Below are 24,152 nucleotides of genomic sequence, written 5' to 3'. Positions count from 1 at the left end.
AACAATGAATAACCTTGTACTGGCGGTTGATATCGGCGGAACGCATATTACGGCGGCACTGATCGATGTGGAAAAACGGCACCTGCTGGAGTCATCCCTGGTGCGAACGCCGGTAGACTCGGGTGCAGCGGCAGCAGCAGTTGTGCTTACCTGGAGTACCTGCATGAAAGCAGCGATGCAGGAGGCTACGGTATCTAAAATTTGCATTGCCATGCCGGGGCCGTTCGATTACCAGGGCGGAGTAAGTCTGATGACGGCTCAGGGAAAATACGAAGCGCTGTACGGGCTCAACATAAAACAACTGCTTGCTGCGCAACTGGGTACAGATCCGCAACAGCTTTTTATTAAAAACGATGCAGCCTGTTTTCTGCAGGGAGAGATCTTTGCCGGCGCCGCCTCAAGTGGCTTTGATAAAGTGGTAGGGATTACGTTAGGCACAGGTCTGGGTTCTGCATTTTACGAACATGGTATTGCTGAAAATGCCGATTTGTGGCAACATCCGTTCCGGGAGGGTATTGCTGAAGATTACCTGTGTACAAGGTGGTTTGTACAACAGTATGCAGCCGTATCCGGAACCGTGCTCAAAGGGGTAAAAGAAATTGCGGCACATGCAGCGGCAGATACAAGAATACCCGTGCTGTTTAAAGAGTTTGGTAAGAACCTGGGCACCTTTTTAGGATGCTTCATTGAAATGAACCCGGCGGAAGCCGTGGTGATCGGCGGAAATATTACCGGTGCTTACGAGGCCTTTCAACAGGAAATGGAACAGGTACTGCACAAACGCTTTCCCTTCGTGGAAGTAAAACGGTCGATATTGGGAGAAACTGCTGCATTGTATGGTGCCGCAGGAAGCTGGCATCGCCGGCAAATTGCAGGCAGGTAACTTTTTTTTTATATAAATGGTTTAAAAGTGCGGCATTCAATTTTGCTTCCGGTTTATGTAACCATCCTATTTTTTTTATGGGGCAATCATGCGGATGCTCAAAAAGATTTTACGCAGTTTGTAGATCCGGGCATTGGTACGGCGCACTGCCGCTGGTTTCATTATGCGCCCGGTGCGCTTCCCTTTGGGATGGCAAAGCCCGGGCCCGCTACCAACGGAAGCTACGGGAATGCCAGCGGCTGGGAGGCAACAGGCTATGATTACCGGGACAGTTCCATCGAGGGCTTTCCAAACTTTCATGAGTTCCAGATCGGGGGTATTGTGTTTGCACCCATTACAGGGGCATTACAAACGGTGCCGGGAAAACTGGAAGCCCCGGATAGCGGCTACCGGTCGCGCTTCAACCGTAAGGACGAGATCAGTACGGCGGGCTATTATTCTGTGTGGCTTAAAGACTATCATATACGGGCGGAACTAACGGCTACCAAAAGGGTGGCCTTTCATCGCTATACCTTTCCTGCAGCAGAACAGGCATACCTCCTTTTTGACATTGGTAACCAGCAGGGGGAAAGCGGACCCGTAAAGGACGCCGAGGTGCGTGTGTTGCCGGATGGCCGTATTGAAGGTTGGGTAACCACCCTGCCCGCGTATATTCAAAAGTATCAGCCCGGCGCATCGGTGACCCTTTACTTTTCTGCGGTGATTGATAAGGCATACAGTGCCTGTGGTGCTTTCAACGGAACGGCGATACATGCAGCTGTAAAAGAGGCAAAAGGAAAAGGCGCCGGCATCTATCTTGGTTTTTCCACAAAAGCACAGGAGGCGGTAACCATCAAGGCCGGCTTGTCATATACATCGGTTGAAAATGCGCGGCTGAACCTGCAAGCGGAAGCATCCCGGCTTTCATTTGACCAGGCCCGGGCACAATCAAAACAAACCTGGAATGCCTGCCTGGGCCGGATTGAAGCAGAGGGCCGGCGCAAGGCCGACCTGGTGAAGTTTTATACAGGCCTTTATCATGCGGTATTAGGAAGGGGGCTTGCCAGTGATGTAAACGGTGCTTATCCAAAAAATGACGGCACCACCGGGCAGATCCCGCTGGATAAAAATGGCCGGCCGCTGCACCAGCATTACAACACGGACGCGGTATGGGGTATTTACTGGAACCTGGCGCAGCTTTGGGCACTGGTATACCCGGAATATTATTCAGATTTTATTAAAAGCCAGTTACTGGTTTATAAGGATGCCGGTTGGCTGGGAGACGGCATTGCAAACAGCCGTTACGTTTCGGGTGTGGGAACCAATTTTGTGGGACTTGTTTTTGCAGCAGCCTATATGGCCGGCATCCGGGATTTTGATGTGGCGCTGGCCTATGAGGCGGCACGGAAGAATGAGCTGGAATGGAGGAACCGGCCCTTCGGCGCTGGAAAAATGGACCTGGACCGGTTCCGCAGGTACGGATACGTCAATCACCTGGATTCGGGCAGCGGCAGCAGCGAGCTGTGGCAGTTCTCGGTTTCGCACACGCTGGAATATGCTTTCAGCAGTTATGCCGTAGGCCAATGGGCCCGGATGCTGGGAAAGAAAAACGACCAGGATACCCTGATGCGTTTATCAAAAGCCTGGGAAAAGGTCTACGATCCGCAGTTAAAGCTGGTAAGGCCCCGGCTGGCAAACGGCCGGTTTGTTGAACCCTTTGATCCGTCGCAGCCCTGGCGCGGGTTTCAGGAAGGTAACGCCTGGCAATACACGTATTTTGTGCCACATGATATAGAGGCGCTGGTGCGGAAAATGGGCGCACAAACCTTCAATAACCGGTTAGACAGTATTTTCACGGTTTCGCAAAAATCCTTGTTTGGCGGCGGTGCAACCATTGATGCCTTTGCAGGTGTGGGCGGCATTTACAATCATGGCAACCAGCCGAACCTGCATGTTTCCTGGCTGTTTAATTTTTCCGGAAGGCCATCGCTTACGCAAAAATGGGTGCGGGCTATCTGCAACCAGTTTTATGGTACGGAGGGTGTGCATGGGTATGGCTTTGGCCAGGATGAAGACCAGGGCCAGCTGGGTGCCTGGTTTGTAATGGCCTCCATCGGCTTGTTTGATATCAAAGGACTAACCGGTCCCCATACACAAATGGGTATCGGTAGCCCGCTGTTTGATAAAATAACCATCCGGCTTAGCCCACAGTTTTATAGCGGTGGCGATTTTATTATTGAAACAAAACATAACGACAGCAGCCATATCTATCTGCAATCTATAGCGCTCAATCAGCAAAAACTGCATAGGCCTTTTGTGCCCTGGCAACAACTGGTAAAAGGCGGAAAGCTGGTACTGGAAATGGGCAGCCGCCCCTGTAACCAATACTAGAGTGGTAGCATTTAACCGCAAAGTCCGCAAAGCATCCGCAAAGGACGCAACAGAACGGGAAGCATTGATATGATAATACCCTCGCGGGCCTTGCGAAAAACCTTGCGCACCTGGCGGTTTAGGATTTGACCGCAAAGTCCGCAAAGGACGCAACAGAACAGGAAGCACTGATATGATAATACCCTCGCGTGCCTTGCGAAAAATGGCGGTTAAAAATTTAATCACAAAGCGTACCAAGTATCTGCAACGGGAACCAGAATAATGAAAATTTCTTTAGCGTACCTGGTGATGTAGCATTTAACCGCAATGTCCGCAAAGCATCCGCGAAGGACGCGACAGAACAGGACGCAATATCTGATAATACTCTCGCGTGCCTTGCGAAAAACCTTGCGCACCTTGCGGTTAAAAATTTAATTGCAAAGCGCACAAACATCTGCAATCATCGCAAAGGCAGCAGCATAAAACATGAGATCGTCGGCCAAAACGGTTGTCTGACGGCAAACGGCCGTATTCATCGCCTTGTTTTTACAGGACGATGCACCGTAGATACATTTGCCTCCCAAATAAATTTATCATCATGTACAACAAATTAATGAACAACATCAGCAGGCCGGCAATGGCCGTATTGTTGGCGGCCGTCCTCTGCACCGGCTGCGAACCGGACAGCAGCGATATCGATGACCCTAAAAATCCGGAAAAAGCAGGCAACTTTATCCCCGCAAGGAATAAAAAATTTATTTACAAAGTAGAAAGCGACGGAGGGACTACAGGTACGGTTACGCAAAATATCTCCGGCAGTAAGGATTCTTCGGGTATTGCCGTATATAACCTGCACGCCGTAGTACAATTCAAAGATTCTTCCCTGACAATGGACAACAAAATTTTTACCCTGAATGGTAAAACCTATACTGAAATAAAAGTGCCCGATGCCTGGTATAAATATGTGGAACTGTTCGGCAAAATGCCCAATATAAAAGTAACCAAGGCCGCGGTGTCCGGATACCCTGCGTATCTGATCATGCAGAATGCATTAAAGGAGGGCAGTGTCATCACCGTAGATGGCCCCCTGGCGCAGGAGCAGCTTATTGAATATACCAATAACGGTAAATTCGGATCTTCCAGGCAGGAGATCGGACAGGCGCCCGGATCCGGAACAGTTGAAACCATTAAGGTGCCGGCCGGCAGCTTTGTATGTAATAAATTTTCTTATGAAGTGATCACCAAGATCACGTCAAAGGTCGAAAGCAAAGAGGAAACCGCCAACGGCAGTGAAAAGATCACCGTTTGGATGGCGCACGGTGTGGGCATGGTAAAACAGGAATCGGCTGCCACGTTGGTATCGATGATCCCACTGCCTACCGGTGAAATCAAAAAGATCGTTACCAATACAGCGTCTACTACCACATTACAAAAGATTGAATAATACCATTGGATGGCTGCATAAAGGCCGTTTTGTACAAGAAGGCGATCGCCGCATATGCGGCTGCAATCAACGGATATATACAGCAGCTTAATAAATAAATGAACAGCATTGCATTTAAAATAGTACAGCCGGATGATCAGCAATCATTAAAGCTGATCGCCGGCTGGTATTTTTCAGAGTGGCAGATTCCGGCTGAACACACGCAGGAGCGACTCATGACCATGGTAGCAGGTAAAATACCCTTCCAGGTATTGCTGCTGCTGAACGGAACACCTGTTGCCACCGGTGGCATTTACGAACATGTAGGATTACTGGACCACGTGCCGCATTTGAAGATCTATAAAAACTGGCTGGCCCTGGTATATACCCTGCCCTCCGAAAGAGGCCGGGGATATGGAGCTGCTTTATGTAATTATATACACGGCCATTGCCGGAACCTGGGCCTCGAAAAAATACATTTGTTTACCCACACGGCGGAAGCACTTTACACGAGGCTTGGCTGGATGGCATTGGAGCGGATGGTGATGGGAAACCGGAACATCGTTGTAATGGAGAAGGCGCTTTTCCGGTAACCGGCCGGAAGAAGGCCGTGTATCCTTTTTGGTTGACTGCAGACCTGATGGGGTAAACAAAGATGCACCTGCACATTGGTCGACCTTGGGGGTTGTTTGTATGGAATCTGCTGCTTATGTCGACCGGCTTTTGAAGATATTGCGGCTTGTGATAGTTTCGCTACCGGGTACGCAACCAACAGCACCTGAAAGGGTGTACTGCTTTATTTAAATCATTTTAACCCTTTATATGGAACGGACAATTATAAATCCGGTTATTAAAGACCAGGTAACTTTTACCCAAACGGCCAGAACCACCAATGGGCGGATCACTACATTACAGGTGACCCTAATGCCGGGTGGGGGCACACCGCTGCATTATCACCGCAATTTTTCGGAAACCTTTATCGTGGTTACGGGGGCATTGACCATTACGATGAAGAAGGAAACCCTGGTACTGGGTGCCGGGCAAAAATTAACCGTGGCGCCCGGCCAGTGGCACCGCTTTTCCAATGTATCTCCGGAGCCGGTCGTTTTTACCACCGTGGTACTTCCCGGATCTGAAGGTTTTGAAAATGCCTTGCGGATCCTGTACGGATTGGCCGGTGACCGTAAAACAGATAAAAAAGGCATCCCCAAAAGCCTGCTGGCATTGGCCGTGGTTTCCAAAATAAGCGATATGCGCCCTGCCGGAGCCGGAGCCCTGATGATTCCTTTTTTTGGGTTATTAAATTTTATTGCCGGAATTTCGGGCCTTCAGAAAAAACTGGTAAACCGGTATTGTAGTCATACATAGGCAGATGGATCAGGTATTAAATGATATAGAACAGTGGCTATTAAAAACGGGCGGGCTGCATATAGCCGTTTTAACCGAAGACCCGGAATGCCGGGCCTATTCGGGATGCAGCTTTCAAATAGAAAACCGGAGTGTAATCTTCCGCAAGGCAAAACGCACGCCTAAAAAAGAGGGTCATTTTGTAACCCTGTGGAAACGGGATCCTGAAGGGCAAACCCAGCCATTGAACCTTGCCGGTGCTGTTGATTTTTTTATGATCGCAACTGCCTGGCAAAACCGATCCGGGTTTTTCTTTTTCCCGAAATCGATATTGGGTGCAAAGAAAATCCTGACGGTTGGCAATAAGGAGGGTAAACGCGGTTTCAGGATATATACAAACTGGGATCTTTGCCTGAATCAGCAAGCCGAAAAAACAAAGGCCTGGCAGGCGAACTATTTCATAGATTTGACGGAAATAAAAAATACGAATCATAGCAAATTGAATTCGATCATAAACCAATATTGATTTCAATTTTAGTGCAAACGAGCCATGCTTTTACTCCCGGTAAAAGTGTGGCTCGTTTGTTTGCGTAACCATGCCGATGTAGCAATAAAGACCTTTCGTTGCGCTGCAACGCGGCGTTTTCTGAACCTTTAATCCTGTCATGCGAAAAAAGATGCACTTGCCATAACCGGCTGAGCTGTTTCCGCACCATGGCTTTTGAAGGCCTGGATAGGGGCTCTCCGGATATCTTTACGAATTAAAGATTATTATGGCGTCATCAGGAATATTGCCGCAACAGGAGGCTTCCTAGTTATTCCAAACAACAGTTCATATAACAGTATATAACGGATAAACGGCGATTCCTGCTATTTTAAAAACCTTAGTATTTTATAACGATGTTGAAGTATTCCAATATATTGACGTCGCAGCATGCAGTATGATGAATCCCGGTTCAAAGGAAGCTGTTGTTCGCTGGGAGGTATAGAAGCAAGGTTGCCGTAAACAGTCGCCGATTTTGGGGGAAGCACCGGTGCCTGTATACAAAGATCCGGCAACAGCGCTTCATAAAGCACCTTTGCCGGATCCTGCTACCTGAGATATATTTAATAATTGTACGTTACCGCAACTCCTTCATACCACGGTTCCGGAAAATCGATGGTTAAACCGGATTGGTAGTTGTCTGACCCAAGGGTGTACTTAAGCCGAAGCGGGTGTCTTGTGCCATCCTTAACATATACCGCGGTTAAGGTGTAGCGGCCAATCGGTATATCGGTCAGTTTATTGTAAGAAGGGGTGTTGGGTTGCCCTGTATGCAGTGTTAACACGGTGCCATCTGAGCCGTCAATTAGTTTGCCCGCAGGTGTCAGGGTGTATTCAATACTTTGAGCATCAATGTTTACTCCTATTTCATCATTAAGTTCAATATGAGAGCCATAATGTCCATCCTCCGGCATGGCACCGGAAAGTTTCCATTGGAAGTTTCTGATGGCTCCCGCATTGCTAAAAACGGCGTCGTTGTCTGGGTGCAGCGGCAGACGATAGCTTTTACCGTTATAGTTTTTTACCAGGTAGGCATTGGCATGATAGGTGCCTACCTTGCCGATTTTGATCTTATAGCTTCCATTGATGTCTGTTTTTCCAACATAGGATACATACGTACCCGTGAGTGTGTTTTCTATTGTTATTTCTACATCGCCCAGTGGCTTTCCCTGGGTATCGACCACTTTTCCGGTTGCATAACCTGTTTCGGTTTCGCTGGCGTTTCCTTCTTTTTTACAGGATGCCAGGAATAGAGCTAAACAGATTATATAAAAGTATATGTTGTTTCGCATTATGAGTTTGTTTCATTTTGTGTATAAGAAGCCTAAGTGCCGGTTGCTTCCTGGAGTGGGTATTGGGCAATAAATGGTAACCGTGCTATTCCATCTTTAATCCGATTTCCAGTGCATCCCAGTTGCTTTTAAAGGATGCGACCATTACCGGTGTATATTGATGATTGGGCGTAAAGGTTACCGTAGACGTACCAATAGCATTGTCGGGTTTAAGTCCGAGATGCTCATACACATTGGCTTTTGTACCTATGGCGTTCATTTTTAGCGGGTGCCCATCACTCATTTTGGCCTTAATGGTATATTTACCTACCGGGATATTGTGAATGGCAAATGCAGACTGGGTGCCTATCTGCCGGGTAATTTTAAAGGACCTTGTTTCTCCGTATAAGCCGGTTCCCACGGGAATCAGCTCAATTTCAATGATACCGTTATCCGGCAGGTATTCAGGGTTTTGATAGGGGTCGTCCGGGTCGTTCGTGTTGAACCAGAACGACAACGCACCTCCGTAATAATTGCTTTCATTATTCGGTTGCTGTGCTACTTCATCCGGATTGGCAGGACCGTAGGAAAGCAACACGAAGTTTTTAACCACCCCGTTGCCTGAGGGAAAAGAAGAAGTGCCGCCAACGGGATATAACGCAACAACTGCGGGCGTTTCATTATAAGTGATCGTGGTAGCCGTGCCAAAAAAGTAGGCCGCACCGCCGGGAATGGTAAACTCATAATACCCGTTATCGTCCGTGATCCCGCTTCCGCTGGAATAAAATCCACCGGTCATAGAAGACGAAACGCCTATATGCGCGCCCTTCATGGGTTTACCGCTTAAATCAGCCACATAACCCCGGGCAATACCCGGCTTTACAGACAGGGAAGGAAAAACAGGCATCCGTGGCAGGGTGCTGCCCATAACATTCACATAGTATTGATTACCGGAAATGGTGGAACTTGAATGGCCGTCTACCACGGGCAGGGCCGGTTGCTGGCCCCAGGTACTGTTGCCGGACTCCTTGTCCTGGCTTTTTGAACAGCATGCAAAAGCAATGCAGGTAATAAGGGGAAGATAGAAAAGTTTCATGATAAAATTGATTTGTGATGAATAAAGAAAAGAAACGCCGGGCCGCTGTGTGCCGCCCGGCGAGGGTGTTTGTATAAAATGGATTGCAGCATAGCTTATGAACCCGAGGGCTTAAACTGGAGCTTCAGGGTGATCTCTACATCCGGCAGGATATACAGGCCCTTTTCGGGATCATTATAACTGTCCATACCCCATTGCAGGCGGTTCAGTTTAAAGCTGCCTTCTGCCGAAATGTTGTTCTTTTCGGTTTTTATTACCGCGGGGATCTGGATAGTGTGGGTTTGCCCGATCATCGTAAAGTCGCCGGTGATCATCGTGTTGGCAGATGAGGCGGCATCACTGTATGGGACCACCTTGGTAATATGGAAGCTTGCCTGCGGATGCACAGCCAGGTTAAAAAATTCGATGGTCATCAGATGATCCAGCAGTTGTTTCCGTTCTACCGGATCGGTAAGGTCGAAGTTGGTGATACTGGCGATGGGGATGGAAAAGTCGCCGCCTGTTATGGTACCCTTCCCGTTTGTGGTAAGGTTGCCGGTAACCTTAAACGCGCCCCTGTGAAAGTGTGTGGGAGCGCTGCCTTTCCACTCCACTGAAGAAAGTGCTTCGTCTACCTTAAATGCCGTTAAAAGCGGAGCGTCTTTATGGGAGCACGCTGTTAATAAAACCAGGATGATAAAACTAAAAAAAGGGGTCTTCATTTGTTATGAATTAGTGGGTTGTACAAAAGTTACTTTATAAGTGTTTGTGATTACATGAATCATGCTGCTTAAAACGTCCGGTGACGGAGGTGCGGGCGCAGCCACAGTTTCAGGAACTTCGCTGAGCGGCTGACTGAATTCAATAAAATAATTCCAGAGTCTTCCGGGGGTAATCAGGTTCAGCAGTGTGGCGCGCTCTGTGAGGATCCGGAAGGAGTGCGGCACATTTTTGGGTGCAAACAGCGCTTCTCCGGCTTTCAGCGATGTGGTTTTGCCTGCTATGGTTACGTCTATTGTCCCTTCCACTACATAAAAGGCCTCATCTTCATGGGTGTGGATATGTGGTGGCGGTTCTCCTCCCCGGGGCAGGGTAAGCTCCAGTATGGCCAGTGCTTCGCCTGTTTGATCCGGTGCGATCAGTGTGCGGAAATAACCTCCCTGGTAACTTCGATAGGAAGGCGTTTTTGAATGTTCCATTTGTAAATATTTGTTGTGTTAGAAAATGAAATACTTGTTTACCCGTTTTTTTTAACGGATGTAATGCGACAGGGACGGATGCCCAGCAGCACGGCTATTTTTTCAGGATCTTCCAAAGGGGTTGCGGCCGTAAGGCGGGTTAACTTTTTTTTCATGCTGCTGTTAACCCGCAAGCGGAAACCCGACATGGATATTTCTGTCAGCGCCTTATGGGTGCCGTCATATAAGCGGATGATGGTATATGGGTTTGAACGGGGACCGGTTTCGGCTACCCAGTAATAGCTACAGGAAGCAGCATGCTTCTCCATGGCATTGATGCGTATGGAAAAGATCAGCATAACGATATAAAGCAGTATCAACGGTTTTTTCATCATTTTTTTGGGGCGGTTGTTAGCCGGTAATGGTAAGAAAAATGCAAGGTTGAAACTATTTTAACAGCTGTGCAAATACAGGCGACGGATGTCCTTATTTGTCGCCATAGGAAAGGTTTGTATGGCCGAACGGTGGTAGCTGTTATTTGAAAAAATGATTATTCCCATCGGGACGCGGTTCATAAAGCCGGCAAATATCTGGCTGTGCTCATAGCCGTGGGAACGGCCGGATGATATACCTATTGGTCATACTTGTCTGAAATGTATCGCAGGTACGGCACTTCGTTTCAGACAAGCAGTTCTATCCCCGGAATGAATCCCGGAGCTGAGGCAGGATTCAGGCTGATAACCTCCTGTGTTGCGTTCGAAGGACAAGCGGCGTGGCCTCGGCCGACCATTAACCGCGAACTTCAGTTCACCGTATAGCGTATAACATGGGACAGAAGGCCGTAGGTCCGGCCCAAAAATTGACGGCTGTGCGATCTAAATGCCAGCGCTTATAAAAGCGTTTTTGATAGGGTCTGTTCGGTACAGCGGTATTGCATCAGCCGCAACAGCATTTTGCGGAAGGATCGTGCTCACTTATCCCGGGCAATAGGGATACCCGGTTTCGGGGTTGAAATGCTGCGCGCATGCCTGTTTATAATTGCGGCCAATAGGGATTTTGTTTCCGGAAATTAGCACATAGTTCGGATGGTAGCCCTCTACTTTGTTTACCGGGATAATGAAAGACCGGTGGATACGCATGAATGCGCCCATAGGAAGCAGTTTTTCGGTAACACTGATCTTTTGCTTTGTTTGAAACGATTTTTCTTTGGTGATCACCTTGATATAATCCTTTATACTTTCAATCCAAAGGATATCCGCTGTATTGACTTTCAATAAACGCCGCTCTACGCGCAGGTAAAGGAAATGAGCCGCGGCCGGCGTTGCCGCATCTTCGGTTGATGCGGCCCCTTCATCTGTTTTATAATCTGCATTCAGAAAATGCATAACCTTATCAATGGCCTGGAGAAAGCGTTTCAGCGGAATCGGCTTTAGCAGGTAATCGATCGCGTTCAGGTCAAAACCTTCAATGGCATATTCCTGGTATGCGGTGGTGAAAATGATCAGGGGAGGTGTTTTAAGGCTGCGTACCAGGTCGGTTCCCAAAAGGCGGGGCATTTTGATATCCAGGAATACCAGGTCTACTTTGGAATGCTGAATGGTTTGAAAGGCCTCTATGGCATTGCCGCAGGTGCCTACAATTTCTATTTCAGGAATATTGGCCGCGTATTTTTTTATGATTTCCATCGCATGCGGCTCATCGTCTACTATAATTGTACGGATAACCATTATGTGTATTATGATGTTGATGATAACTGGATCTGCAATTCGGCAATAAAGCAATCACTTTCATCAAAATACCGGAACCGGTGTTTTGACGGGTAGATGTATTCCAGCCGCTTGCGTAAATTGTGTATGCCGATTTCTCCTTTGAACTTTTGACCATAGGCTTGTGCAACGGGCAGCTCCGGTTTGCTATTGGCGATCTTGAACGTAAGATCATTGTTCGAAAGATACAGGTCGATATTAATCCAGGGCATATCGGTGCTTTCTGCAGCTCCGTGTTTAAACGCATTTTCTACCAGCGGAAGCATCAACAGCGGTGCTATTTGTATATGGTCTGCATGCGGGTCGATGTGTACGTTCAGCTCCAGCCGGTCCTCATAGCGCAGTTTTTCCAGTTCGATATAATCATTCAATACTTCAATATCCCTTTTTAAGGGTACCTGCTCGGCCGTGCATTCGTACAATACATAACGGAGGATATTAGAAATTCCAAGGATAACCTGGGGCGTTTGCGGCGCTTTGTCTAAGGACAACGCATAAAGATTATTGAGCGCATTGAACAAGAAATGCGGATGCAGCTGACCCTTCAGAAAATTGAGCTCGGCCTGGAGCACCGCCTGTTTCCGTTGATGCCATAAAATAAACAGGTTGAGGGTTACGCAGATCCATACCACGGTATTGCTGCGCTCCACTGCGTTTACAAAGCCAAGAGGACTGAGGAGTTGCTCCCTCAGCGGCCGTTCATGATCGGCCCAGGTAAAACTGCTGTCCCGGACCTTATAAAAATGATAGATAAACGGATCTGCAATAAATACTTCAGTCAGCCGGTATAAAACCGCCATTACCGGGAGGATCAGGATCACCAGGAGACAGGTTTGCAGATACTTCCCCCTGAAGTAAAAGCGAGGCATTACCCAGCCGGTCAACAGGTAGAAATAACACATATGAACGGGCAGTAATATCAGGATTACCTGTACACCCAAATGATAGCTTCCGTATGCCGTACTGTATATAAATACCAATAGGCTAAAGGCCGTCAGCCAATAGAATAAGTGTTGCAGTATCGGATACTTTTTAATCAATCAACCCATTTTTCAGCAGGGATAAAGATACACCCGAAGCATGAAAATAGCGGTGTTGGTAGATAAATGCCTGCGTTTGTCGATAAACACAGCCTGTTGATCGAATGGCGACCCATACAATTTAGGAATCTGCCGGTTTTTGCTGCTGCTTCATCTTGTCCGCAGCCAGGTCATCCGGCGTAAGATTATTCATCGCCACGTTGACCTTGTTTTTGAACCCGGAAATAATCATATCTGCATTGTTCATAAGCGCACGATACCCGTCCCGGGCTACCTGGGCGGGATCGGCCAGCTGGCTTTTATCCTGAACCGCTTTTGAGTCTGTCATGCCCGCCTTGTTAAAGAAGTCGGTGTCCGTGGCGCCGGGTAAGAGGGCGGTTACCACAATGCCTTCATCCTTTACTTCGCTTCTCAATGCTTCTGTAAAGGATTGCACAAAGGCTTTGGTGCCGTGGTAAACGGATTGCCATGGTCCCGGCGATTTACTGGCAATAGAAGAAAGGTTCAGAATTTTCCCATCACCCCCCTGCGCCAGCATATCCTGAAGGTATAGTTTGGTGAGTACAACCAGCGAAGCGATGTTTAACTGGATAATAGCCAATTCCCTGTCGATATTAGTGTTTTCAAACAACCCGTACAACCCCTGGCCGGCATTGTTTACCAGGATGTCTACATACAGGTTTTGCTCGGTGGTTTGCCGGTGCAGCTCAAACGGAGCGCCGGGATTAAAGAGATCTTTTTCGATCGTAATAATATCCACGCCGGTACTGCTTAGCTCCGTGCGAACGTCGTCCAGCTCCTGCCGGCTGCGTGCTACAAGGATCAGGTTATGTCCGTTCTGGGCAAATACATGTGCCAGTTCCCGGCCGATGCCCAGGCTGCCACCCGTTATAAGGGTATATTTTTTTAGTGCATTCATGATGTTTATTTGGATTGTTAAATAGTGGCTGGTTTAGCCCCCGGCTGGCGCCGCATCGCCGTATGCCGGTTGGTACCGTTCCAATAAATGTTTTTCAAACATTATACCATAACGGAATGGCCGTATACGGGGTCGTGCGCATCATAACGGAATAGCCTGCGGGCATTTGCCGGTTTGTGGAATTTGTTCCCCGTTTTTTACCTTATTGATCCCAATAGTCAACAAACGCCGGCGGAAAAATGCGGTAAAGGCGCTTTAACCAAGTCAGGAACGGTAATTGTTGATACCGTTATGTGTTTCAGAATTTATAACATCATTTGGTAAACCCATTAAAAGAATCGTATATGAAAATCGGAATGAAATTAATGACCGTAGGAATCGCAGCATTCATGTGGAGCTGTAATGGCCAGGAATCAAAAGACACTACCTCAAAAGCAGACAGTACAAACGAGGCAATGATCGATAGTAGCCATACCGCTGGTACTCCTCCGGCAATTGCGGAAAAGGATGCCAAGTTTGCAGTGGATGCCGCTAATGGAGGAATGGCGGAAGTGCAACTGGGAGAGATGGCCCAAAGCAAGGGTACTGATCCGGGTGTAAAAGAATTTGGCAAGATGATGGTAGATGATCATTCGAAAGCAAATGATGAATTAAAAATGATCGCAGCGGGTAAGAACATCACACTTCCGGCAGCACCGGGTGATGACATGCAGAAAGTGGCCAAGGACCTGTCTTCAAAAAGCGGTGCAGATTTTGACAAAGCGTATATAAAACAAATGGTCGACGACCACGAAAAAACGATCAAGCTTTTTGAAGATGCGGAAAAGGACGTTCAGGACAGTGATCTGAAGGCGTTCGTAATAAAAACGCTGCCGGTATTAAGAACGCACCTGGAGCATGTAAAAGCCCTTAAAAAAGCAAAATAAATTTTTAGCGGAAGCCGGCTCCAGTCGTCCGCCGGAGCACATAAAATTGCCCGTTCATGAATCGGATACTCATGGTGTTGACCTCGCATGCGGAGATGAAAAATACGGAGCGTACCACCGGCGTTTGGCTGGGTGAATGTACGGACCCATATTACGAATTTACAGATGCCGGTTGCCAGGTAACCCTTTGCAGTCCTGAAGGAGGAAAGCCCCCGGTAGACCCGCTTAGTACGGTAACGGAGAACATCACCCGGTCTAACCGCCGGTTTATTGATGATCCGGTTGCCCGGGCGGCTTTTGAAAATACATTGATGCTGCGTGAAATAGACCCCACGATGTTTGATGCGGTTTTTTATGCGGGCGGACATGGCCCGTTATGGGACCTTGCCAATAATGAGTTCAGCGGGCGATTGATTCTTCATTATTTATCAACGGGTAAGCCTGTTGGTGCCGTTTGCCATGGCCCGGCAGCATTGCTGATAGCAGCGGCACTGAAACCAGGGTTACTCGCCGGCAAAAGAATAACTGCGTTTACCAATGAAGAAGAAGTGCTGGCCCTGCGCGCAAATTATATCCCGTATAAACTGGAAAGCCGCCTGAAGGAATTGGGTGCGGATTTTCGCAGTGCGGTACTGCCTTTTGTGAGTCATGTGGAAATGGATGGGTTGTTGGTTACCGGGCAAAACCCCCTCTCGGCGGGTGCTACGGCCCGCCAGGTAATAAGCCTGCTGAAAGAACCTGCCGCTTCATTGGCTGCGCACCAATAGCATTGGCTGCTGTAAGGGCAGGAGCACCTGACGGACATAGAACTCTTTTAAAATCCGGCATTTTTTTTGAACCGGTTTGGTCATAAAGACGAACTCCTTAAAGCCGTCCTAAATCTGAGCCATGCCGTCTACGGTTATTGCGCACTTCGATTATAATCCTGAAACAAAAACACTCGGGATCCGCTTTGTTTCGGGAGCTGTATATCATTACCATGGGGTACCGGCAGCGATATACCAAAAATTTAAAACGGCTCAAAGCAAGGGTACGTATTTCAACCAGTTTATAAAAGATGTTTACCCGTTTGAACGCAGGGCTTGAGCCCAGGTTTCAGCATATCCAATGAATTAATATCAAAAAAATAAAAACAGGAATTATGGCAACTACTAAGAAATCTACACCGAAAAAAACAACCCGGTCTCCCAAAAGCAACGAAAGCAAACCTGAAGCAGCATCCGCACTGATGGAGTTATTTGTAGATGAAATAAAAGACATCTACTGGGCGGAAAAGCACCTGGTAAAAACGCTTCCCAAGTTGGCAAAAGGCGCCGCATCCGAAGCGTTAAGAGATGCCATCAATGAGCATCTTGAAGTTACCAAAACCCACGTTTCCAGATTGGAAGAGGTATTTGAGCTTTTGGATAAACGGCCGCAGGCGAAAAAATGCGAAGCGATGGAGGGCCTTGCTGAAGAAGGTGCAGGCGTACTGGAAGATACGGAGGCCGGCACTGCTACGCGCGATGTGGGTATTATACTGGCCGCCCAAAAAACAGAGCACTATGAAATTGCCACTTACGGCGGACTTTCGGTACTGGCCAAGACCCTGAATTTAACGGACGTGGCCAATTTGCTGGATCAAACACTGGCGGAAGAAAAGGAGGCCGACGATACTTTGACCAATATCGCGGAAAATAATATTAATGTAGAAGCCTCTGAAGAATAGACCGACCCGCAGGCTGAAGGAACGGACGAAGCTGTGGTTGGTAATGCAATACTGGTCTAACGGAAGACTGCTGCATCAAGGTGCCGGCAGTAGCCGGTAGAGCAATAACCACCTTTTCGTCGGTTCCTTTATTGCCTGAGGGCATAAAAAGGTTATAGAAATAAATCGTATTGTAAAAAGTACCGTTTCTTTTGCCGGAAGGACCCTCCATATTATTGATGAAAGAAGCACTGCAACCCTTTACCGGGGGGCAGATCACTGATGCACAGGGGAACGCGAAAATAGAAATGGATGCACTAAAAGGGGAAAGGCTCGTCGAAATAAAAACCTTTGGAAAACAAACCTTTCTCGTGCTGGATAACGTAAGTGTGCGGATCCATTTACTAATGTTCGGCTCCTATAGTGTTAACGAACAAACAAAGCCGGATAAAAGCCTGCGGCTCGCCTTGTTCTTTAAAACAGGAGCGATGTATTTTTACACCTGTGCGGTAAGACTGGTGGAAAATGCATTGCTGGCGATGGTTGACTGGGAAGCTGATGTTTTAAGCAACGACTGGAATGCCGCCAAGGCCCGGAAAAAATTAAAACAGCAACCCGGTATGATGGTTTGCGATGCGTTGCTGGACCAGGATATATTTGCCGGGGTAGGCAATATCATCAAAAACGAGGTATTGTTCCGGATCGGTGTTCAGCCGGAGAGCCTGGTAGGAAGCCTGCCTCCCCGGAAACTGACCGCGTTGATTGCAGAAGCCCGGAAATATAGTTTCGAATTCCTGGAATGGAAAAGAGCCTTTGTATTAAAAAAGCACTGGCTGGTGCATACGAAGCGTACCTGCCCGAAATGCGGAGCACAGCTGGTAAAAAAATATACAGGAAAGGGGAAAAGGCGAAGCTTTTATTGCCCGAAGGATCAGCTGCTATATGAATAAAAATTACTACTAAAGATTGACCGAATGAATGAAAAATACTGTAACCAACCGCCGGCTGCTGTTTTGTCTGCAAACGCTTTTAGTTCCTGAAATAAGTTCAGGACGACAAATTGCGCTTTTGGTCATGCTGTCCCGATTGATCGGGACAGGACGACAAAGTAAACGTTTAGTCATGCCGGACATCTCTCAGCATTTGTTATAATCCTATCGGCTCCTGAAACAAGTTCAGGACGACAAAATGATATTTATTAATCATGCCAGTAGCCCGGGATTGTTGCAGCATCTCTCTCTTTTAAATGCCCAATACAAACGGCATTCATTTTTGGCGCATTTGGAATGAATCGACAAAGGATTGAACAAAATATTCAACAGGTATTTATTTTCTTCGCAGATCGGTTTGATCGTAGCGTAATTCATTTAGAAAATAATTCAATTTAGTTGTATCGATGTTTGCCAAGCGTTTGCCATTATTGGTTCTTTTAGTTATACTTATATTTTATTCAAAGGCACAGCAACTCGTGTTGCCGGGTGATCATCCGGATCCCTCGGTGGTCAAAATCGGCGATGAATATTGGGCCGCCGGCACCACTTCAAACTGGTTTCCTGCATTTACGTTATACCGTTCCAGGGACCTGGTCAACTGGAAGGCTGCCGGGCATGTATTTACCAAAATGCCCGATTGGGCCGGCTATTATATGTGGGCCCCGGAAATTACCTATGATAACGGGAAGGTGTATGTTTATTATTCCGCACGCAAAAAAGAGGGGAGCATGTGTATTGCCGCCGCGGTTGCAGAACGACCCGAAGGACCCTACCGGGATCTTGGTCCGTTGATGTGCCAGGAAGACGGATCCATTGATGCGTTTCCGGCACGGGATGAAAATGGTAAACTGTTTATTTTATGGAAAGAAGATGGCAATAGCGCGGGAAAGCCTACGCCCATCTGGGCGGCCGAAATGAAAGAGGACCGGACGGCGCTGGCCGGAGAGAAGAAAGAGCTTTTCCGGGCTGACATGCCGTGGGAACGGGGGTTGGTAGAAGGCGTGTCTGTAATCCGGCACCATGATTATTATTATGCATTCTATGCAGGCGCCGCCTGTTGCGGAAGAACCTGTAATTACGGTACCGGCGTTGCCCGGTCAAAAAGCCTGCTTGGCCCCTGGGAAAAATATCCAGGGAACCCGGTACTTATGGATAATGCTCAATGGAAATGTCCGGGGCATGGAACGCCTGTTGAAAAAGACGGCCGGTTTTATTTTCTGTACCATGGGTACAGCACAGAAGGCGGAGTATATGCCGGGCGGCAGGGTTTATTAAACGAGTTTGCATTTACCGGGGATGGATGGTTGCGTTTTCTGGATAACCCCAATGAAGCAAACACTGTAAAACCGGCCACTGTAAACGATGGTTTCTCAACTCCTGCGTTGGCCGATGGCTGGCACTGGAGCATATTCCGGAACGTCACTTATGCCGTTGCGGGCAATACATTAAAGCTAAATGCTCTTCCGGATGCCTGCGGAGCCTATATAGGGCAATCTGTTTTGGCCGCCAATTATGAATCTCAGGTGACCCTGCTGAATAGTTCTTCTTCAAAAGCCGGACTTGCCCTGATCGGAGACGATAAAAATATGGTTGCCGCCGCTGTTTATAAAAACAAGCTTCAGCTGCTGCAATTGAAGCAGGACAAAACGGAGGTGATTGCTGAAAAGACCATCCGGATGCCAACGCGTTTGGTGCTGAAAGTAAAGGTCGTAAACAATACGCAGGCTACGTTCATGTACAGTATGGATGGTAAGCAGTTTCACATATTGAATAAGCAGCCGGCAGATATTTCCTACCTGCCGCCCTGGGACCGGGCCGTACGTGCAGGATTGGTTTCAAAGGGCAATGCCGGGGAAGTTGGCTACTTTAAAAATTTTGTTTTAAAGCATCAATAGCCTGCATTTTATGAACTGCATCGTATAAATATGCGGTACCGATTTTGGAACGATTCGACAAAATAATGAACAAAATATTTCGGGTGTATTGATTTCCTTTGTTGGGATAAGCTAACGGATCGCCTGCTTTTCGATTCAACGGTTGATTGAGATTTAAGTTTGATCCCTTGCCAGAAGCGGAACCGCTTATTAAAATAGAAAAAACGATTCAGAACTATTGTATAGTGGATGCAGAGAACGGCAGCCATCTAATAATTTGTAAATACAAGACAACGCCATTATGAAATTTCAAAAGAGAATGCATTGCTTTTTCGTTTTCATCCTGTTTTTCGGCAGTTTTTTTTATGCCTGTAAAGACAAAGATTTAATCCGGGAAGACAAGTATGATCCGGGTAAACCTACGGTGTTTTCTGATTTTTCACCCAAGAAGGGTGCGATACGGACACGGCTCTATATTTACGGGGATAATTTTGGTACGGATATTTCCAGGGTCCATGTTTATATAGGTGAAAGGGAACTTAAAGTAGTAGGCGCCAACGGAAAGCAGATCTACTGCTGGGTTCCGGGGCAAACCAGTACCGGGCAGGTAAGAGTAGTCATAGACGGTGATTCCGGTACGCCTGTCGAACATACGTTTAATGACCCCTTCACGTACATTAAAAGCACAACGGTAGGCACCCTGGTGGGAAATGTGGACGAACTCGGCAACTCTTCCATCGTGGACGGCGATTTTGAAAATGCACGGTTCTCCTATCCGGCCTGGGTAACTTATGAGCCGGAAAGTAATGTATTGTTTGTAACAGAGCTCGATCGCGCGGTAAGAAGAATAGACCTGAATGCCCAAATGGTATCAACCCTTATCACCAACGGGCAGGCGGCGTTCACCAAGATGCAGACGACCACACTCAGCGCCAATAAAGACACTTTGTTCCTGTCGGATGATAACGGAAACCTTACAAGCAGGACCAAGGTGGCGGTTGCTTATACCCTGCGCTCGGAAAACTATCGCCGTGTACATCCGTATATTTACGATCCCGCCTGTTTCTCCACCGCACCTCATCCGGTAACAAATGAAATGTTCTACAACGGCCTTCAGGGCATCGGTATTAAGAAAGCCATCCCGGACCCGGTAACCGGTGAGCTGCTTCCCAAATTACTGTTCAGGGTAGGGGGCAGTACCAACCAGTCTTCCCTCATCTTTTTTCATCCCTCCGGCAACTATGCCTATATCGTTTCCTATACCCGCATCTACAAGAGCATTTACAACTGGGAGACCCGGGAGCTGGAACCACCCATTCTTTTTGCCGGCAGCGCTACTGGTGGCGATGTCGATGCCATCGGCACTTCCGCGCGGATCGGCCGGGGATACCAGGGGGTATTTGTAAAGAATCCGGCGTATGCAGGCCAGGCCGATGAATACGATTTTTATTTCTGCGACCAAAACAACCAAAGCATCCGCACATTGTCGCCCGCTGGTGTCGTAAGTACTTTTGCCGGCAAAGGCAGCCCCACACCCGATGGCAGCGTAAAAGGTTATATCGATGGCGACCCGAGAAAGGAGGCCCGCTTTGCCGACCCCACCGGAATCGATTACGATGCGCAGCGGAAGATCTTCTACATCGCGGAGCGAGATAACAAACGCATCCGTACCATAACCGTAGAGTAGGACCCCGCCGTTTATCATCCCTTTATTTTTAACCGATTGCTTTGCGGAGCTACATAGACCAGGCTTTAAAAACAAGGCTGCCAAGCAATTACTGAATACAGATTAATGAAACGAATTATTTTTATATTGATTGCGGTTGCCGGGGTTGTTGCCGGCGCCTCTGCACAGGATACAGCCCGCGTCGCCGTTACCATTACCGGCACGGTACTGAATGAGCAGAAGGAGCCCCTGCAGGGGGTAACCGTGGCTGTAAAAGACCAGCCGGGACTTGGGATCAGTACCAACGAAAATGGGGGATACTCCATAACTGCCAATAAATACCAGTGGCTTGTCTTTTCATATGTAGGCTATGAACAGCAGGAGGTGCTGATAAAAGATGCGCTGCGCATCAATGTAACGCTTAAGGCATCGGAACAAAAAGCCATGGACGAAATCGTGGTAACGGCATTGGGCCGTCAGAAAAAAGCAACGGTGACCGGTGCCATCACTACCGTAGACCTTACCACACTCAAAACACCCACATCCAGCATTACCAATGCGCTTGCGGGCAATGTGTCAGGGGTACTGGCCATGCAGGGGAGCGGGCAGCCGGGCAGCAACTCCTCGGAGTTCTGGATCCGCGGTATTTCCACGTTTGGTGCAGGTACATCGGCGCTTGTGCTGGTGGATGGTTTTGAAAGAAGCCTCACCGAAATAAACATCGAAGACATAGAATCCTTTACGGTGCTTAAAGATGCCTCTACCACGGCCATATACGGTTCCCGCGGGGCAAACGGGGTGGTGTTGATCACTACCAAAAAAGGGAAGATGGATAAAGTAAGCATCAACGGTAAATATGAAGCCTCTTACAATACCCGGACGTTTACACCCCAGTTTGTAGACGGGTATACTTATGCCGGGCTGATGAACGAGGCCCGTGTTACCCGGAACGAAGAGGCTTTCTATACGCCGGAGGACCTTACCCTGATCCGGAACCAGCTGGATCCGGACCTGTTTCCGGATATCAGCTGGATGGATATGTTCCTGAAGCCGGGCGCCGTTACACAGCGTACTTCGCTCAATTTTGATGGTGGTGGTGCGCTGGCGCGTTACTTCGTATCGGGCAGTTATATCAATGAGGGCGGTATGTATGAAACCGATGAGAACCTGAAAAATTACAACACCAATGCCAATTATAAACGGTGGAACTATCGCGCCAATGTTGATATGAACCTGACACAAACAACTCTTGTGAGAGTGGGCGTGAGTGGTTCACTGGGCAAGCAAAACCTGCCTGGCGGCACGTATAACGAGATCTGGGCATCGCTGATGGGACAAAACCCTATTTCTATCCCGATTAAATATTCCACCGGCCAGGTAGCCTCCAGGGGGGGCGCCGAAAAACAAAATCCCTGGGTGCTCATTACCCAGCAGGGGTATATCGAAAACTGGGAGAACAAGATACAGACCAACGTTACCCTGGAACAAAACCTGAGGTTTATAACGCCCGGCCTCCGGTTCGTGGGTCGGTTTGGCTACGATAACAATAACAAAAACTATATCCGCAGGATGAAATGGCCCGAAGGCTGGATCGCCGAGCGGCAACGGGAATCAAACGGGGATCTTCGTTTGCGGCGTACCATTACCGAACAGCTGCTTACCCAAACTTCTGATGCAACGGGCGACAGGGCCGAAACCCTGCAGGGAGAACTGCACTACACCAAAACCCTTAAAAGCCACACATTGGGAGGAATCGTGCAATATACCCAAGAGAAAAAGGTGAATACATCCAATTATGGCACCGACATCATGCAGGGCATCGAACGCCGCAACCAGCGCCTGGCCGGCCGGCTTACCTATGGGTACCAGTCCCGTTATTTCTTTGACATCAACTTCGGATACAATGGTTCTGAAAATTTTGCCACCGGGCATCAGTTCGGACTCTTTCCTGCTGTTTCCGGCGCCTGGAACGTAGCTGAAGAAAAATTGATACAGGAAAACCTGAAATGGATGAACATGTTCAAGATCCGTTATTCTTACGGAAGGGTGGGGAACGACTATATAGGCGGGAGCGATAACCAGCCGATCCGCTTTCCCTACCTCGCAGAGTTTACCTCAACGGCCGGAGGCTATAACTGGGGCGATCTTGAAAGCAATAACAGTTATTCCGGACTTACCTACTCAAGGATTGCTTCCAACACCATTACCTGGGAGGTTTCGACCAAACATGACCTGGGGCTTGATTTCTCCTTTTTTAATGATCAATTCAGCGGCGCCCTGGATTATTTTCACGAGCAGCGGGACGGTATTTATATGGAACGGCAATATATCCCCGACATCGTGGGGCTGCGCGGACAGGATCCACGTGCCAACGTGGGCGCTACCTTGTCCAAAGGTTTTGACGGGCAGGTGAAGTTTTCCCAGCAGATCAACAAACTGACCCTGACGGCACGTGGTACCATGACTTACAGCCGGAACGAAATACTGGAAGCCGACGAGCAATACAGCAACTATCCCTATACCACCCGTGCAGGATTCCGTGTCAACCAGAACAAGGGACTGGTAGCTCTGGGGTTGTTTAAAGATTACGATGATATCCGGAACAGCCCTACCCAGAATTTTGGCAGAGTTGCCCCTGGTGACATTAAGTATAAGGATATTAACGGGGATGGCACCATCGACGACAATGACATCGTAGCCGTTGGGGCCACCCGGTATCCCAACCTCGTGTACGGTTTTGGCCTGTCGGCCAACTGGAAAGGTTTTGATGCCAGTGTGCTGTTCCAGGGTGCCGGTAAGTCATCGTTCTTTATCAATGGCTTTACGGTATACCCCTTCAGCCAGGGCGACTGGGGCAATATTCTTACAGATGTGGTAAACTCCAACCGCTGGATCCTGGGTGAGAATGAAGACCCCAACGCCACGTACCCCAGGCTAAGCTACGGTGGCAGCGCCAATAATTACCGTGCATCTTCTTACTGGCTGCGCGAAAGCTCGTACATGCGGGTAAAAACAGTGGATGCCGGGTATACGTTTCCCAAGGTGTTCACCAACCGCATGGGTATAAAAACGATGCGTGTTTACTTCCTGGGCACCAACCTGTTTACGTTTTCCAAATTTAAAATGTGGGATCCTGAAATGAACAGCACGAACGGCCAGGCGTACCCGCTGGCTAAAACATTCACACTTGGTTTAACCGTAAACCTATAACA

22 protein-coding genes are annotated in these 24,152 nt (G+C 48.2%); 14 read left to right on the top strand and 8 right to left on the bottom strand.

The annotated features are described in order from the left end of the window. The first annotated feature begins 4 nt into the window (after nucleotides 1–4). The 6 genes from LQ567_RS10895 to LQ567_RS26265 all read left to right on the top strand — a co-directional run bounded on the left by LQ567_RS10895 (nucleotide 5) and on the right by LQ567_RS26265 (nucleotide 6,528). Nucleotides 5–883, top strand: coding sequence for an ROK family protein (locus LQ567_RS10895; protein WP_231004532.1), 879 nt, complete (start codon nucleotides 5–7; stop codon nucleotides 881–883). 27 nt (nucleotides 884–910) lie between these two features. Next, nucleotides 911–3,253 carry a GH92 family glycosyl hydrolase gene (locus tag LQ567_RS10890; protein ID WP_231004531.1) on the top strand — a complete coding sequence of 781 codons (2,343 nt, stop codon included), beginning with the start codon at nucleotides 911–913 and terminating at the stop codon, nucleotides 3,251–3,253. A 577-nt stretch (nucleotides 3,254–3,830) separates the two neighbouring features. Continuing rightward, nucleotides 3,831–4,676 carry a TapB family protein gene (locus LQ567_RS10885; protein WP_231004530.1) on the top strand — a complete coding sequence of 282 codons (846 nt, stop codon included), beginning with the start codon at nucleotides 3,831–3,833 and terminating at the stop codon, nucleotides 4,674–4,676. A gap of 98 nt (nucleotides 4,677–4,774) precedes the next feature. Beyond that, the gene (locus LQ567_RS10880) at nucleotides 4,775–5,248 is read left to right on the top strand and encodes a GNAT family N-acetyltransferase (protein WP_231004529.1); all 474 of its coding nucleotides are present in this window, start codon (nucleotides 4,775–4,777) and stop codon (nucleotides 5,246–5,248) included. Between the two features lie 229 nt (nucleotides 5,249–5,477). Beyond that, nucleotides 5,478–6,023, top strand: coding sequence for a cupin domain-containing protein (locus LQ567_RS10875; RefSeq protein ID WP_231004528.1), 546 nt, complete (start codon nucleotides 5,478–5,480; stop codon nucleotides 6,021–6,023). A 4-nt stretch (nucleotides 6,024–6,027) separates the two neighbouring features. Then, nucleotides 6,028–6,528 carry a MepB family protein gene (locus LQ567_RS26265; protein ID WP_394800367.1) on the top strand — a complete coding sequence of 167 codons (501 nt, stop codon included), beginning with the start codon at nucleotides 6,028–6,030 and terminating at the stop codon, nucleotides 6,526–6,528. Nucleotides 6,529–7,109: 581 nt separating this feature from the next. On the opposite strand, the gene LQ567_RS10865 is transcribed toward LQ567_RS26265, so the two are convergent. From LQ567_RS10865 to LQ567_RS10830, 8 genes are all read right to left on the bottom strand, one after another. Beyond that, on the bottom strand, nucleotides 7,110–7,838 hold the full coding sequence (locus LQ567_RS10865; RefSeq protein WP_231004526.1) for a carboxypeptidase-like regulatory domain-containing protein: 729 nt from the start codon (nucleotides 7,836–7,838) through the stop codon (nucleotides 7,110–7,112). 85 nt (nucleotides 7,839–7,923) lie between these two features. Next, nucleotides 7,924–8,913, bottom strand: coding sequence for a peptidase associated/transthyretin-like domain-containing protein (locus LQ567_RS10860; protein WP_231004525.1), 990 nt, complete (start codon nucleotides 8,911–8,913; stop codon nucleotides 7,924–7,926). Between the two features lie 95 nt (nucleotides 8,914–9,008). After that, nucleotides 9,009–9,614, bottom strand: coding sequence for a YceI family protein (locus LQ567_RS10855; RefSeq protein ID WP_231004524.1), 606 nt, complete (start codon nucleotides 9,612–9,614; stop codon nucleotides 9,009–9,011). Nucleotides 9,615–9,617: 3 nt separating this feature from the next. Then, nucleotides 9,618–10,091 (bottom strand): cupin domain-containing protein, encoded by a 474-nt coding sequence (locus LQ567_RS10850; RefSeq protein WP_231004523.1) that lies wholly within the window; start codon nucleotides 10,089–10,091, stop codon nucleotides 9,618–9,620. Between the two features lie 38 nt (nucleotides 10,092–10,129). Next, a complete protein-coding gene (locus LQ567_RS10845; protein ID WP_231004522.1) occupies nucleotides 10,130–10,465 on the bottom strand; it encodes a hypothetical protein in 336 nt (111 codons plus the stop codon). A gap of 579 nt (nucleotides 10,466–11,044) precedes the next feature. Further along, nucleotides 11,045–11,797 (bottom strand): LytR/AlgR family response regulator transcription factor, encoded by a 753-nt coding sequence (locus LQ567_RS10840; RefSeq protein WP_231004521.1) that lies wholly within the window; start codon nucleotides 11,795–11,797, stop codon nucleotides 11,045–11,047. Nucleotides 11,798–11,805: 8 nt separating this feature from the next. Further along, nucleotides 11,806–12,876 (bottom strand): sensor histidine kinase, encoded by a 1,071-nt coding sequence (locus tag LQ567_RS10835; protein WP_231004520.1) that lies wholly within the window; start codon nucleotides 12,874–12,876, stop codon nucleotides 11,806–11,808. A 121-nt stretch (nucleotides 12,877–12,997) separates the two neighbouring features. Continuing rightward, complete coding sequence (locus tag LQ567_RS10830; protein ID WP_231004519.1) at nucleotides 12,998–13,795, bottom strand: SDR family NAD(P)-dependent oxidoreductase; 798 nt, start codon at nucleotides 13,793–13,795, stop codon at nucleotides 12,998–13,000. A gap of 344 nt (nucleotides 13,796–14,139) precedes the next feature. Between LQ567_RS10830 and LQ567_RS10825 the strand changes: the two genes are divergently transcribed. The 8 genes from LQ567_RS10825 (at nucleotide 14,140) to LQ567_RS10790 (ending at nucleotide 24,150) form a co-directional block, all read left to right on the top strand. After that, complete coding sequence (locus LQ567_RS10825) at nucleotides 14,140–14,721, top strand: DUF4142 domain-containing protein (RefSeq protein ID WP_231004518.1); 582 nt, start codon at nucleotides 14,140–14,142, stop codon at nucleotides 14,719–14,721. 56 nt (nucleotides 14,722–14,777) lie between these two features. Beyond that, on the top strand, nucleotides 14,778–15,488 hold the full coding sequence (locus tag LQ567_RS10820) for a type 1 glutamine amidotransferase domain-containing protein (RefSeq protein ID WP_231004517.1): 711 nt from the start codon (nucleotides 14,778–14,780) through the stop codon (nucleotides 15,486–15,488). Nucleotides 15,489–15,609: 121 nt separating this feature from the next. Beyond that, nucleotides 15,610–15,807: a KTSC domain-containing protein gene (locus tag LQ567_RS10815; RefSeq protein ID WP_231004516.1), complete on the top strand. Its 198-nt coding sequence runs from the start codon at nucleotides 15,610–15,612 to the stop codon at nucleotides 15,805–15,807. Nucleotides 15,808–15,862: 55 nt separating this feature from the next. Continuing rightward, nucleotides 15,863–16,429, top strand: a complete 567-nt coding sequence (locus LQ567_RS10810) for a YciE/YciF ferroxidase family protein (RefSeq protein WP_231004515.1) — start codon at nucleotides 15,863–15,865, stop codon at nucleotides 16,427–16,429. A gap of 191 nt (nucleotides 16,430–16,620) precedes the next feature. After that, nucleotides 16,621–17,358, top strand: a complete 738-nt coding sequence (locus LQ567_RS10805; protein ID WP_231004514.1) for a DNA-formamidopyrimidine glycosylase family protein — start codon at nucleotides 16,621–16,623, stop codon at nucleotides 17,356–17,358. Between the two features lie 446 nt (nucleotides 17,359–17,804). Then, on the top strand, nucleotides 17,805–19,295 hold the full coding sequence (locus tag LQ567_RS10800) for a family 43 glycosylhydrolase (protein ID WP_231004513.1): 1,491 nt from the start codon (nucleotides 17,805–17,807) through the stop codon (nucleotides 19,293–19,295). Between the two features lie 298 nt (nucleotides 19,296–19,593). Further along, a complete protein-coding gene (locus LQ567_RS10795; protein WP_231004512.1) occupies nucleotides 19,594–20,961 on the top strand; it encodes an IPT/TIG domain-containing protein in 1,368 nt (455 codons plus the stop codon). A 105-nt stretch (nucleotides 20,962–21,066) separates the two neighbouring features. Further along, the gene (locus LQ567_RS10790) at nucleotides 21,067–24,150 is read left to right on the top strand and encodes a SusC/RagA family TonB-linked outer membrane protein (RefSeq protein ID WP_231004511.1); all 3,084 of its coding nucleotides are present in this window, start codon (nucleotides 21,067–21,069) and stop codon (nucleotides 24,148–24,150) included. Nucleotides 24,151–24,152 lie beyond the last annotated feature (2 nt).

The sequence above is a fragment of the Niabella pedocola genome, from assembly GCF_021044425.1.
GTDB lineage: Bacteria > Bacteroidota > Bacteroidia > Chitinophagales > Chitinophagaceae > Niabella > Niabella pedocola.
The sequence above is the reverse complement of the archived record's forward strand: the minus strand, read 5'-3'. Positions and strand labels throughout refer to the sequence as shown.

Bases quoted from the DNA above. Each gene is read 5' to 3' on its own strand.
- LQ567_RS10895 (WP_231004532.1), top strand. From the start codon at position 5: ATGAATAACCTTGTACTGGCGGTTGATATCGGCGGAACGCATATTACG.
- LQ567_RS10860 (WP_231004525.1), bottom strand. From the start codon at position 8,913: ATGAAACTTTTCTATCTTCCCCTTATTACCTGCATTGCTTTTGCATGC.
- LQ567_RS26265 (WP_394800367.1), top strand. From the start codon at position 6,028: ATGGATCAGGTATTAAATGATATAGAACAGTGGCTATTAAAAACGGGC.
- LQ567_RS10825 (WP_231004518.1), top strand. From the start codon at position 14,140: ATGAAAATCGGAATGAAATTAATGACCGTAGGAATCGCAGCATTCATG.
- LQ567_RS10865 (WP_231004526.1), bottom strand. From the start codon at position 7,838: ATGCGAAACAACATATACTTTTATATAATCTGTTTAGCTCTATTCCTG.
- LQ567_RS10815 (WP_231004516.1), top strand. From the start codon at position 15,610: ATGCCGTCTACGGTTATTGCGCACTTCGATTATAATCCTGAAACAAAA.
- LQ567_RS10795 (WP_231004512.1), top strand. From the start codon at position 19,594: ATGCATTGCTTTTTCGTTTTCATCCTGTTTTTCGGCAGTTTTTTTTAT.
- LQ567_RS10880 (WP_231004529.1), top strand. From the start codon at position 4,775: ATGAACAGCATTGCATTTAAAATAGTACAGCCGGATGATCAGCAATCA.
- LQ567_RS10885 (WP_231004530.1), top strand. From the start codon at position 3,831: ATGTACAACAAATTAATGAACAACATCAGCAGGCCGGCAATGGCCGTA.
- LQ567_RS10820 (WP_231004517.1), top strand. From the start codon at position 14,778: ATGAATCGGATACTCATGGTGTTGACCTCGCATGCGGAGATGAAAAAT.
- LQ567_RS10790 (WP_231004511.1), top strand. From the start codon at position 21,067: ATGAAACGAATTATTTTTATATTGATTGCGGTTGCCGGGGTTGTTGCC.
- LQ567_RS10845 (WP_231004522.1), bottom strand. From the start codon at position 10,465: ATGATGAAAAAACCGTTGATACTGCTTTATATCGTTATGCTGATCTTT.
- LQ567_RS10800 (WP_231004513.1), top strand. From the start codon at position 17,805: ATGTTTGCCAAGCGTTTGCCATTATTGGTTCTTTTAGTTATACTTATA.
- LQ567_RS10875 (WP_231004528.1), top strand. From the start codon at position 5,478: ATGGAACGGACAATTATAAATCCGGTTATTAAAGACCAGGTAACTTTT.
- LQ567_RS10810 (WP_231004515.1), top strand. From the start codon at position 15,863: ATGGCAACTACTAAGAAATCTACACCGAAAAAAACAACCCGGTCTCCC.
- LQ567_RS10830 (WP_231004519.1), bottom strand. From the start codon at position 13,795: ATGAATGCACTAAAAAAATATACCCTTATAACGGGTGGCAGCCTGGGC.
- LQ567_RS10850 (WP_231004523.1), bottom strand. From the start codon at position 10,091: ATGGAACATTCAAAAACGCCTTCCTATCGAAGTTACCAGGGAGGTTAT.
- LQ567_RS10855 (WP_231004524.1), bottom strand. From the start codon at position 9,614: ATGAAGACCCCTTTTTTTAGTTTTATCATCCTGGTTTTATTAACAGCG.
- LQ567_RS10840 (WP_231004521.1), bottom strand. From the start codon at position 11,797: ATGGTTATCCGTACAATTATAGTAGACGATGAGCCGCATGCGATGGAA.